The sequence below is a fragment of the Massiliimalia timonensis genome, assembly GCF_900186585.1.
GTDB lineage: Bacteria > Bacillota > Clostridia > Oscillospirales > Ruminococcaceae > Massiliimalia > Massiliimalia timonensis.
The window spans coordinates 75,407-87,956 of the sequence record NZ_FYDD01000003.1 but is presented as its reverse complement, the minus strand read 5'-3'; the positions used below and the strand labels follow the sequence as shown (position 1 = coordinate 87,956).

General features: G+C 44.3%; 10 protein-coding genes. 2 read left to right on the top strand and 8 right to left on the bottom strand.

The genetic code is table 11. The features are described 5' to 3' along the window. Positions 1–32 precede the first annotated feature (32 nt). The 6 genes from CIB36_RS02355 to CIB36_RS02330 form a co-directional block, all read right to left on the bottom strand. On the bottom strand, positions 33–287 hold the full coding sequence (locus CIB36_RS02355) for a DUF6171 family protein (RefSeq protein WP_093988020.1): 255 nt from the start codon (positions 285–287) through the stop codon (positions 33–35). Beyond that, positions 287–1,783, bottom strand: a complete 1,497-nt coding sequence (locus CIB36_RS02350) for an alpha-N-arabinofuranosidase (RefSeq protein WP_093988019.1) — start codon at positions 1,781–1,783, stop codon at positions 287–289. The genes CIB36_RS02355 and CIB36_RS02350 overlap by 1 nt, the downstream gene beginning before the upstream one ends. Before the next feature lie 92 nt (positions 1,784–1,875). Then, positions 1,876–3,216, bottom strand: coding sequence for a glycoside hydrolase family 5 protein (locus tag CIB36_RS02345; RefSeq protein ID WP_158662552.1), 1,341 nt, complete (start codon positions 3,214–3,216; stop codon positions 1,876–1,878). Between the two features lie 64 nt (positions 3,217–3,280). Continuing rightward, positions 3,281–4,090 carry a carbohydrate ABC transporter permease gene (locus CIB36_RS02340; RefSeq protein ID WP_093988017.1) on the bottom strand — a complete coding sequence of 270 codons (810 nt, stop codon included), beginning with the start codon at positions 4,088–4,090 and terminating at the stop codon, positions 3,281–3,283. Positions 4,091–4,110: 20 nt separating this feature from the next. Next, a complete protein-coding gene (locus tag CIB36_RS02335) occupies positions 4,111–5,013 on the bottom strand; it encodes a carbohydrate ABC transporter permease (RefSeq protein WP_093988016.1) in 903 nt (300 codons plus the stop codon). An 84-nt stretch (positions 5,014–5,097) separates the two neighbouring features. Beyond that, positions 5,098–6,363: an ABC transporter substrate-binding protein gene (locus tag CIB36_RS02330; RefSeq protein WP_093988015.1), complete on the bottom strand. Its 1,266-nt coding sequence runs from the start codon at positions 6,361–6,363 to the stop codon at positions 5,098–5,100. A gap of 415 nt (positions 6,364–6,778) precedes the next feature. Between CIB36_RS02330 and CIB36_RS02325 the strand changes: the two genes are divergently transcribed. After that, the gene (locus tag CIB36_RS02325) at positions 6,779–8,602 is read left to right on the top strand and encodes a cache domain-containing sensor histidine kinase (RefSeq protein ID WP_093988014.1); all 1,824 of its coding nucleotides are present in this window, start codon (positions 6,779–6,781) and stop codon (positions 8,600–8,602) included. Next, entirely contained in the window at positions 8,577–10,154 is a 1,578-nt protein-coding gene (locus CIB36_RS02320) for a response regulator (RefSeq protein ID WP_093988013.1), read from the top strand. Before CIB36_RS02325 ends, CIB36_RS02320 begins: the two co-directional genes overlap by 26 nt. Before the next feature lie 395 nt (positions 10,155–10,549). Here the strand turns inward: CIB36_RS02320 and CIB36_RS02315 are convergent, their stop codons facing one another. Both CIB36_RS02315 and dapF read right to left on the bottom strand, forming a co-directional pair. Then, entirely contained in the window at positions 10,550–11,758 is a 1,209-nt protein-coding gene (locus CIB36_RS02315) for an LL-diaminopimelate aminotransferase (RefSeq protein ID WP_093988012.1), read from the bottom strand. Continuing rightward, positions 11,755–12,546: a diaminopimelate epimerase gene (dapF, locus tag CIB36_RS02310; RefSeq protein WP_093988011.1), complete on the bottom strand. Its 792-nt coding sequence runs from the start codon at positions 12,544–12,546 to the stop codon at positions 11,755–11,757. Before dapF ends, CIB36_RS02315 begins: the two co-directional genes overlap by 4 nt. Positions 12,547–12,550: the final 4 nt, after the last annotated feature.

The window sequence follows — 12,550 nt, the reverse complement described above, 5'->3', positions numbered from 1 at the left end:
ATCGGCAATAAGCCGATCCCTCTTCTTTGTTGTTACCACCGGGAGGGAATTCCCGGACAGGATTGTATTTTTTTTGCCGCGCGGACTTCTACAAAGCAGCCGCACACCCTGCACATCCCATTGATCAGATTATCGCAGGACTGGCAGGCCGCAAGCCGTTTTTGATATAAGTCCTCCGGCGTACGGGTCTCCTCATCTAGCGAGGCAATATACTCGAACACATTTTTAAAGTATTCTTCTTGATCTATTTCTTTCAGCAGACACCGCCTGCAAACCCTTTGCGCCATTACCGGATCGCGAACTGCACGACGCTACACGCAGGGATGGTAAAGTCGATCCCTTTTTCAGTCACTTTGAAATCAGTAAACGGTTTTGCACAAACATGATCTGGGTCTTCAAAGGTGTTATGCGCAGCCGTTTCCTGCGTTAAGATCATCGCAGACACATCAGAAACCTTGGTTTCCACCAGAATTGACTGCACTTCATATGCTTCAGACGCAGACAGATTGCTGACAGAAAGATTGATCGTCCCATCTTCCGCGATGGAAGCAGATTCGTGCAGGTTCGGTACCTTTGCGGCATCTGTACCGATCTCTTCTGTTTCCATGAAGCTGTCAATCAAGGTGCAGTCCTGGTGCGCGCTGTACATTTTAAAGACATGGTAAGTCGGGGTAAGGATCATCTTTTCCCCTTCGGTCAAAATCATCGCCTGCAATACATTTACCATCTGGGCGATATTTGCCATTTTTACCCGGTCAGAATGCTTGTGGAAAATGTCCAAACTGGTGCTTGCCACCAACGCGTCGCGCATGGTGTTCTGCTGGTACAAAAATCCCGGATTAGTGCCTGGCTCTACATCATACCAGGTGCCCCATTCGTCAACGATCAGGCCGATCTCCTTGTTCGGGTCATACTGGTTCATGATGTCACTGTGGCGGCGGATCAGTTCTTCTATTTTCAGCCCGCGGGACAGCACAGTATAGTACTGATCCGGGGTAAACTCAGTGGCAGAGCCCTTGTCGCCAAAGCCATTCGTCGTAGTATAATAATGGAGCGACAGCCCATTGAGGCGTTTTTCATTTGCCGGTACATTTTCCGTGCAGATCTTCATCACCGTCTGGGTCCAGTTATAATCATCTTCGTTCGGGCCGCAGGCGATTTTATAGAGCTGTTTGTCCTGATGGTAGTTCCGGCAGTAGGTTTCATATCTGCGGTACTCATTGGCATAATGCTCCGGAGTCATATGTCCGCCGCATCCCCAGTTCTCATTTCCTACACCAAAGTAGGCAACCTCCCATGGTTCTTCCCTTCCGTTTTCCTTGCGCAGCTCTGTCATCGGGGAAAGGCCGTCAAAGGTCAGGTATTCCACCCATTCGCTCATTTCCTGCACACTGCCGCTGCCAAGGTTTCCGTTGATGTACGCTTTGCAGCCTAATTGACGGCACAGCTCCATAAATTCGTGGGTGCCAAAGCTGTTGTCTTCCACAACGCCGCCCCAGTGGGTGTTGATCATCTTTTTGCGGTTTTCTTTCGGCCCGATCCCATCTTTCCAGTGGTATTCATCCGCAAAGCATCCACCCGGCCAGCGCAGGACAGGGATCTTGATCGCTTTCAAGGCTTCTACTACGTCGGTACGCATTCCGTTTACATTAGGGATCGGAGAATCCTCTCCCACATAAAGCCCCTCATAGATACATCTGCCAAGGTGCTCGGAAAACTGACCGTAGATTTCCCTGTTGATCTTTGATTTTCGATTGAGCGGGTTGATGACTAATTTACTCATAGTACGCACTCCTTTTTTATAGCAAAAAAGGAGAGAAATTCTCTCCTTTTCCTTAATTCAATTTATCTGTGCTGCAGAACCATTATAGCATATCAATACCGGGAAATCAATTCTGAAATCTGCTGGATCATATCGTCATATTTATGACAATTTTCACAGGCAAAAGATTTTGGATATTGCTTCATCTCTTCCCACGGGATCGCTTTTAAGTTGGTCTTCAAAGTCTGTTCTACGGCAACGGCATGCAGGATAGAACGGATCCGGAATTCTGTCCGATACCAGAAATCAGGGTCAAAGGGCTCATAGTATTCCTTTTCGATCCAGTTCATAATTTCAGCCGAACGTTCCATTTCGCCATGATGCGACCAGGTTTTTGCAACATTGCGGACTAATTTCATCCAATCTGATTCATCTGTTGGGAACATGATCCCCATTACCTGCGCATCTTTATAAGTCCATAAAGACCATGAAATATTGTTTGTCTCGCACAGGTCGATCGTTTTTTCGATCATCCGTTTATACAACCCAGACTGCGCGCGGTTAAATTCCAAGCCGGTCTCCCCGCACCAAATTGGACGGTGGAACCGCTCTTTTGCCCGAAGCTGGCGATAGAACACCGTTTCAAATACCTTCATCCGCTGTTCGTCGTCTACGTTTTCGTCCAAAACGTCCATGTCAATGACGAACGGATAATAGTGGACGGCATAGGCGATTTGCGGGTCCTGCGGCTCGTGGAACAGCTCAAAGCTTCTTCCAAAGTCATCGCCTTCCAACAGCAGAACGTGGTCCGGGTCAACTTCGCGGATCGCCGCGATCGCTTCGTCATAAAATCCGTTAAACTGCTCGGCAGTCAGGCCTGAAAACGGTTCGTTGAGCACATCGTACCCAGCGATCCAGCGGTTATCCGCATAGCGGGCCGCGATCCGTTTCCAAAGCTGTACGGCCTGTTTTCTAAAGCACGCAAAATCCCAAAACTGGGATACCCCAGTTTTATTGTCCGCATGCCAATCCGGGTTTTGTCCGCCGGGAACGGCATGCAGATCTAAAATTGCATAAATTTCATATTTTTCACAAAGCTTCAGCACACGGTCTAAATAGTAAAAACCAGCTTCAAGCGGTTGATCCGGATTTTGATCGTCTATAAAGTAGTGATAATTAAAAGGCAGGCGAATGGAATTCACGCCCATTTTCTTGAGCAGCTGAAAATCCTCTTCCTTCAAAAATTCTTTGACATAAGAGTCAAAAAATTCATCCGCCTCTTTTTTTCCATATACGTCTGCAAACGCTTTGCGGATCATGGAATCAGTCCCGGGCAACCCAACCATGAAATGTTCCAAGTTCATCCAGCTGCCGATCGAAAAACCGCGCAGCATGATCTTTTCGCCATTGACTACAAAGTTCTCGCCCGATACTTGTACGAAATCCCGCCTCATTTTCATCACACTCTTTTCTTGTTAGTTCATAGTAAGCTTTGTCTTTGCAAAATAAAATGATAAATTAACCCTTAATACCAGAAGCTGCTACCCCTTCTACAAAGTGTTTCTGCAGCAACAGGAACACAATCAAAATCGGGACAGACAAAATAACGACACCGCATAAAATCAAATTCATTCTGACATACATCAGGTCCCTGACCGTTTTTACACCGACAGCCAATGTGAAGTTTTCACGGGTCACCATAAAGGTAGACGGCGCCAGATAAGAGTTCCAGTTACCGGTAAAGCAAAGGATCGCAATCGAGGTCAAAAGCGGGCCCGCATTCGGCAGAATGATGCGGAAGAAAATCCCCGCATAGCCAAGGCCGTCAACTCTTGCCGCTTCATCCAGATCTTTCGGGATCGAGATGAAGAACTGGCGCGCCATGAAGATATACAAACAGCTGAATAAAAATGGTACGATCAATGCGATCAGATGGTCATTCCATTTCAGGTCCGCCAACCGGATATATACCGGGGTCAGGATGAATTGGAACGGGATCATCATAGAACCCAAAACAACCAAAAAGATCCCATTTCTGCCCGGGAATTCAAACCGGGACAAAGCATATCCTGCCATGCAGTTGACAACTACGTTGCCGACCACGCAGCATACTGTTACGATGATCGTGTTTAAAAACCACTGTCCAACCGGGTAATTGAGGAAAATTGTCTCAAAGTTGTCCAGGGTGAAGTATTTCGGCGATACAAGGCTTCCTACATACTGATCCGGCAGCAGAGAATTGTATACCGTATAGAACAGCGGGAACAAGAAGGCGACAGCAAAAATCACCAAAACGATCCCAACGATAATTTTACCAAATGTTCTCATATTCACACTCCCAATTCATCTTAGACGTCTTTATCCAAGAACTTCTTCTGGAGTAAAGTAGCCAAGAAGATCAAGATAAAGAGGATTACTGCCGCCGCACTTCCGTAACCAATTTCACCGTACTTGAAGGCGTTGAGGTAGAAATATGTTACCAATGTGGACAATGCGTTGCCCGGAGCGCCAAGGATCCCCTGACCCGCGATCGCAGAGATCTGGTCGAAGACCTGGAACGAAGTGATCACACCATATGTAATAACAAGGAACGTGGTCGGGCGCAGTACCGGGAAAGTAACATGCCAGAAAGTCTGGATCTTGTTTGCCCCGTCTATCTCTGCCGCTTCCATGATCTCTGGCGAGATGGTTTGCAGGCCGGACAGGAACATGATCATATAGAACCCGCACTGCTGCCAAATGTACATCATGATGACCAATGGCAGCGCATACCGTACGCTGACCGCCCAAGAGGTGTTTTCTAAACCGAACAGGGTAAAGAATTTTACGATCGGTTGATCCTCTGTAAACAGGTACATAAATACTGTTGCAACTGCGATCGGAGAAATTACATAAGGAGAATAGAAAATGGTACGGAAAACTCCGCGTCCGCGGAATTTCATATTGATTAACAGCGCCATCATCAAAGACAAAAATGTCTGAATCGGTACAGCGAATACGACAATAGTAATAGAATGCACAAATGCGTTTAAAAATTCTTTATCTTTAAAGATGTTAACATAGTTTTCAAAACCTACAAAGTGGTTGTCATTCGACATAACATAGTTGTATTTAAAAAAGCTCAGCCCAAAAGACTGAAGCACTGGCATACAAAACCAGATCAGCCATAAAACAAAGGCTGGAAGAAGAAACAGATAAGCAGTCGCCCATTGGGAATACTTATTTTTACTAAAAGCGTTTAATTTTTTCACAAGGACTCACCCTTTTTCTATTTATGAAAGGAAACTGAATGAGAGAGAACCCCTCCCCGGCACAAGTGCGGGGAGGGATAATTCTTATTCTACCGGGCCATAGGTTTCAGCTACTGCTGCAAGAATTTCTTCTGCAGTACCATTGTTTGAGGAATCGTAGAGGACCTTAGTCGCTTCGTTTACGAATGCAGTCTGGAACTGAGAGGTTTTAGCCGGATAGCCGAACGGAATCGAGTAGGATTCTGTACCTTTCAGAGAAGCAAACTGCGGGTTGTCTTCATAGTATTTTTCATACAATTCCGGAATGGAAGGAATGTTACCAGTACCTTCTGCACGGATCTGCTGGCAGTCTTCACGAGCCAGATATTCAGCAGCCTTAGAAGCGGCAGCAACGTTTTCACAGCTCTTGAAGATCACGATCGCGTCAGAGTGCAATGCGGACGCCGGATTTGCAGGATCTTTCTGCGGGATCGGCAGTGCGATGTAGTTGGTGTCAGGCGCAGCAGTCTGCATCTGTCCACGGAACCAGGTGCCGCCCATAGTCATAGCAACGTGGTTCTGTGCAAAGGAAGTACCTTCCCAGTCGTCGCCGATCTGTTTGGAGCTGACAGCCAGACCATCCTTGAACATGTCGATGACCCACTGTAAGCCTTCTGCGTTTTCAGCGCTGTCGATGGTTTTACCTTCACCCCAGCCGCCGCCGAAGCTCTGTACGACCTGAGTAATGTGGAAAGTGGATTCCATGTTGATACAGATACCGGTTACATCATCGGTAGTCAGTTTTTCAGCAGCTGCTCTTACATCATCCCAAGTTTTCGGATAATCAGCTTCTGTTAAACCAGCAGCTTCCCACATATCAAGGTTGATCAGGAAGCAGGTGGGCTGAGCGTCGATCGGGAAACCATAGAGCTTGTCGTCTACAGTCCAGATACGGATCGCGTTTTCATCAATTTTGCTAACGTCGATCGCGTCGGTGTCCAACGGGATGAACAACCCGCCGTTGATAAATTCATAAGCATTTTCATTGGTAGGCAGAGCCATATCAGGCGCAGTACCAGCAGCTACCTGAGAAGGAAGTCCGCTCCAGAAATCATCAGTGCTTGCATAGTGCATAACTTCGATGTTTTTCACTTCCGGAACAACTTCGTTTACACCGTCTGCCATTTTGTTAAATGTTTCAATATCCTGAGAGCTTCCCCATACACCCCATTTAATGGTTACAGGGCTTTCAGCGCTTGCATTCCCGCCGCCAGATGTATTATCATCTTTAGAATCACCACAACCAGTTACAGTTAAGGTGAGTGCGCACAAAGACGCTGTCAATAATGCCACAATTGATTTTTTGTTCATATGTGCTACCTCCTTTAAGATGAACTTATTATAACAAATCCTTCTATTCAAAAAGAATACACAATTCTGTTATTTATTGAAAATTTATGAAATTTATGTTTCAAAAAAGCAGGCTGCACAAAAAACTTCAAAATTCCTGTCCTATCTTCAAAAAAAATTACGATTCTTGCAGAAATAATTTTACAAAAACAGTTTTTTTGATATAATTAGGATAAGATAATTTATTTTCTGCGTTTTTCCAGATGGTGAATCAAAGCCAAAAACCTTTGTTCCTGCTGGAATTTTCTCTTTTACAGAACAAAAATGCATTCCTTTCCGTTCGCCTGAAATCCGGCTCGTTTTACCGTGATTTCAGGCTTTTTTATGCCGATTACCTTAGAACGATAAGGTATAGGAAAGCCGAACGGAGGCCGATATGAAGTCAAAAAGCAAGTCGCTTCGCAACAAATTGGTCAAAAGTTTTTTGACCTTTATTTTGATTCCCAACATCCTGTTATCTGTTTTGATGCTGGTTTTGAGCATGTATTTTATTCATCAAAATACGGTCCAAGTGATCGATAGCGGGAACCGCACCATGCTGGACAGCCTGGAAAATACCATCGAATCCATTTCTTCCCTTTCCAGCTATCCCGCGTTAGATCAGGACATCATGGATGTTTTAAGAAAGGACTACAATGATTATGGCTCCGGAGCCTTATGGGAAAAAATCAATGATACGCAAGAGATGCAGAAAGCACTTTCTATGCAGATCTTCCACATGAATTCTGCGATCTATTCCGTATATCTTCTGCCGGAAAATTCCGAATATATCTATTATATAACGCCCGGCAATTCCTATAACCCCGATTACAATATCAGAGAAGCGGAATGGTACCGGCAGATCCTTGCTGACAATGGAAAAATTTCTGTCATCGGGTACCATAGCCTGGTAGGGCTTGGAAGCAATACCCAATGCTTTACTGTAGGCCGTTGTTTAATTGATTCTATGAATCAAGACAAGCTTTTGGGCGTTTTATTTATCAACATTTCCATTGACCAGATCACAAAAAACTGGGAAAATAATCAATTTTCCCCAGAAAGCTTTACCGTCCTGATCGATGAGAACGACCGCGTGATCTCAGACAAAGAGACTGATCTTCCAAATTCTGAGCAGTTAAAGCTTTCTGGGGAGTATGTCAAACATGAAGGGGATAACTTTATCTATTATTCCCCCACAAAAAAACAGTATTACCTTTCGATCAATTCCGAGGAAAATTCGTTTGGCTGGCGCGTCGCCACCCTGATCCCGATCGGACAGCTTTTTTCTCCAGGGGCCATTCTGTTTATTGTACTGATCACCATGGTGACCTTGGTATTAACTACCTTAATCTTCTTGTCCAACCGTACTGCCTCCCGGATCACCAAACCGATCGATGATCTAAAGGCCACGATCGGCAAAGTAGAGCATGGCGATCTGGCCGCACAGGCAATTGAATCGGATGATGAGATCGGGTCACTCGCCAAAAGCTTTAACCACATGACCCGACGTCTGCATGGACTAATCCAGAAGATCAAGCTAGAACAAAAGGAAAAACACAATGCCGAGCTATTGGCGCTACAATCGCAAATCAATCCCCACTTCCTTTATAATACCTTAAATTCTATTAAATTTATGGCGCAGATCCAAGGAGCCGCCAGCGTTTCCCGCACTTTAGATTCCTTGATCAATTTTCTCCGTTTCTGTTCAAAAAACAAAGAAGAAGTGATCTCTTTAAAGGAAGAATTACAGATCACAGAAAAGTATGTGGAGATCATGAATGTTCGGTATATGGACTGCATCCATTACCGTGTAATGGTCCCGGAGGAGCTGTTGGAAAACGCCACGATCCGCTTTATGCTACAGCCTGTGATTGAGAATATAATTTTACACGGCTTTGATTCTGATCTGGAGGAACGGTTTATTCTGGTCCGTGCAACGGTACGGGACAATACCCTTTCTATTCAGGTGGCAGACAACGGGAAAGGGATCCCTGAAGAATCCATCCGTCAAATGCTCCAAAAAAATTTTGAGAAAAAACAAAGGACTTCTACCAGCATTGGTCTTTCTAATATCAACCAACGGATCAAATTCAGTTTTGGCCAGGAATACGGCCTGTCTATCCGAAGCAAGGAAAAGTTCTACACAGTCGTTGAAATACATCTCCCCATATTAACAAAGGAAGAGTGGAGGAACCATGATACAGAAAATCCTAATCGCTGAAGACGAACTGTTGACAAGAATCGGGATCCGCAATCTGATCCCTTGGCAGGAATATGAATTTCAGCTTGCCGGTGAAGCCGAGGACGGCGAACAGGCAATCAAAATGCTTGAAAAATATTCTCCGGATATTCTGCTATTGGACATTAACATGCCTATGGTCGACGGAATTAGTGTCCTGCAAACGATCAAGGAAAAGGGCTGGCATACTCACACGATCATCCTCAGCTGTCATGATGAATTTGAAATGGTAAAGCAGGCGCTTGTTTGGGGCGCCGACGACTACATCCTAAAAAACACCCTGAATCAAAAAGAGCTTTTGGAAGCACTCACAAAGGTGCGAAAAAAAGTCATGCAGGAAAAACGAGAACAGAATTATAAGGAAGTGATCAATCATCTGGATACAGAAGAAGGACAAGCCTTGCATCAGGGGCTTCTTTCCAACCTGCTGACCAAACCGAACGCCCTGCCAAATACGGAAAAGTTCATCCAAGTCCGTGAAAGCAATTTGACCTGTATCACGTTGGACATCTACAATTTTAAGTCAGTACAGCAGCGGTACGAACACAAAGATACCAGCCTGCTATTTGAATCCTTGCTGAGCGTATTAGAAAATGCACTGAAAAAATACCCGGAACATGAGATTTTACATGTCCGTGAAGACCGGTTAGTAATTATGATCAGCTTTTCTAAAATGTCTAACCTTGATCAAATCCATCATGCCCTAAAAAAGCTTTGTGACCATGTAGTGCAGCTATGTACCACATATTTGAATATTTCAATTGTGATCGGTGTGGGAGGAATCTACCATGACTATCAAAAGATCCCGCAAAGCTATCAAGAATCCATTTTAGCCTCCAGCTATCATTTTCTACACAAGGATACCCACGTCTTTGATTTTTATCAGATCACCCCTTCGATCTTGGACCAGAAGTTTTCTTCGCTTCAAGATTTGGAAAACCAAATCCGGAAAATATGTATCGACCGGCAATATAGCACCCTGTCAGCTGCAATTTTGGACTATTTCAGTCTGATTCGCAATCAGGGCGTTATCAATCCGGCCCGGATCAAAGATTTTATTGCGGAAATCGTCAATATTATTTTAGTGGATTTAGGAATTTCTGATTTTGGGATCTTAACACAGATCCAAAGCGCGGAATTTTTAGATGACATCCAGCATCTTTTCTGCGATATTTTGGTGCAGAACCATATCTTTTCCTCCAAGCCACAATATGATGCTATTACAAACCGTGTTATTCAGTATATCCAGAACAACTATCAATCCGCCATTTCTTTAGCGGAGATAGCAGAGCATCTTCAAATCAGTGAAAACCATATCAGCCGTGTATTTAAGAAAAATACGGGTAAAGGGATCCCGGAATTTATCAACCATTACAGGATCGAACAGTCCAAAGAACTGCTGCGCACGACAGAACTGAAAATTTACCAGATCGCAGAGCAGACAGGCTTTCAATCCGTTTCCTATTTTAATACGACTTTCAAAAAAATCGTTGGGCAGACGCCGTATGAATTCAGAAACTCACCGGGAATATAGCTGCCCAGTATGACAAAACAGCATGTCATATAAAAATTTTATCTGGATTGTTCGCTGTTGAAACACAGGGCAGTTCCGTACCAGGCAAAGAACGTAAAAAAGAAGCAGAGAAAAATCTCTGCTTCTTTTTTAGTTTGTGTAAACCCAAGGATCATTCTCGGTTCCTTCGAATATTCTAAAGGTTTCCTGTTTGAAACTCTTATCCAGCAATTCCAACAGCCGCATTCTCTGCCGATCGAGCTAACGAGAGATATGACGGGATCGTCAAGCTATTTCTCTTTTATCCGGTTTCCTGTTTTGGAGTAGGAAAGACGATATTTTTTCTTCATTGATGCCGATTCCGCAGGGGATATTGCTCAAGAAGCCTTTGCCAAAATGATCGGCATTTTTGAAGATCAAAAGAATTGATGATACCCATCGTCTTTCTCTAAGAGTAAGCGGAGCTTTTCCATCGCTTTCGCCGTATTCTCATTGGTCGAAAAAGCAGTTAGGCGAAAAAACTTTTCCCCGTTTTTTCCGAAGCCTGCTCCCGGTGTTCCGACTACACCAATCTCAGATAACAGCATATCAAAGAAGGTCCATGAATCCATGCCATTCGGGCAACGAAGCCAAATGTACGGGGAATTTTTACCGCCCGTGTACCAGATACCAAGCTTGTCTAAGGCTGATGTAATAATCTTGGCATTTTTTCGATAATAGGCGATATTTTCTTTTATTTGCTCTCTTCCGTCTTTTGTAAACACCGCTTCTGCGCCCTTTTGCACAATGTAGGAAACGCCATTAAATTTTGTTGTCTGCCGGCGAAGCCACATATGGTTAAGCTGTATTCCATCAAATTCAAGTGTTTGAGGAACTACAGTATAACCGCAGCGAGTACCCGTAAATCCCGCGGTTTTTGACAGCGAGCAAAATTCGATCGCACACTTCTTTGCGCCGTCTATCTCAAAGATACTGCGGGGAAGATCTTTATCCACAATAAAAGATTCATAAGCTGCATCGAATAAAATAACGGCATGATTGCGAAGAGCATATTCCACCCAAAGCTTTAATTGCTCTCGGTTGTAAACCGCTCCTGTAGGGTTGTTAGGAGAGCAGATATAAATAATATCTGCCAAAACCGAATCATCAGGCAGCGGCAGAAATCCGTTGTTTTCATTTGCATCTGCAAAAATGATTTTTCTGCCATCCATTAAATTGGTATCCACATATACGGGATATACAGGATCGGGGATCAAAACAGTGTTCTCTTTGTCAAACAGATCAAGTATATTGCCAAGATCGCTTTTGGCCCCATCGGAAACGAATATTTCCGAAAGTTCCAGTGCAACATCATTTTCGGCATAATAGGCTTGGATCCTTTCTCTAAGAAAATCATATCCCTGTTCCGGACCATAACCATGAAAAGAATCTGCCTTCCCCATATCTTCTGCGGCTTGTTTCATGGCTTCTACCACCGAGCTGCAAAGCGGCAGGGTGACATCCCCAATCCCCATGCGGATGATTTCTGTTTCAGGATGAATTTTGCTGAAGTTGCTTACACGTCTAGCGATTTCTGAAAACAGATAGCTTTCTTTTAGGTGATTGTAGTTTATATTTGCTCTCACTGCTCTTCAACCTCACATTCGCATATGGTTTCTGCCGGTCCAGTCATCATTACCGTGCCATCCGATAGTACCTTGATTTTTAATTGTCCGCCATCAAGGCAAACTGCTATTTCCTCCTCTTTATCACATAAATCTGCCCGGACCGCAGCAGCGGCCGAGGCGCAGGCTCCGGTACCACAAGCCATGGTAATACCGCTTCCACGCTCCCAGACACGCATTTTTATTGTATTTCGGTCAATCACCTGCACAAATTCTGCATTGACGCCATCTTTAAAATACGGATGATGCTCCAATTCCTTCCCCATTGTATCCACAGGAGCATCTGTGATACTCTCAACAAAAGCGACGGCGTGGGGGTTTCCAACCGATACCGGTGTGACCATGACCTTTCCATAGGATGTATCGAGCAGAACCGGCTTATTGACAATGCATTTTCCCATATTGACGGTTACTTCGTTTACCCTATTGCCGATGGTTCCGAGTGTAAGCTCCCTATTACCTGACAGCGTTTCAATGGTCAGCTTTTTTTGGTCGGTATAACCTTTATCAAAAACATATTTGCCCACGCAGCGGATACCGTTTCCACACATCATAGCTTCGCTGCCGTCAGCATTAAAAATTCGCATTTTAAAATCTGCGGCCGTTGACGGCGAAATTGTAATGATTCCGTCAGAACCAATTCCAAAATGCCTGTCTGACAGCCTTTTTGATATGCTAGACGGATTTTTTAATTCTCCATAATAATACAAATAGTCATTTCCCAGACCGTGCATTTTTGTAAAGTGCATTATT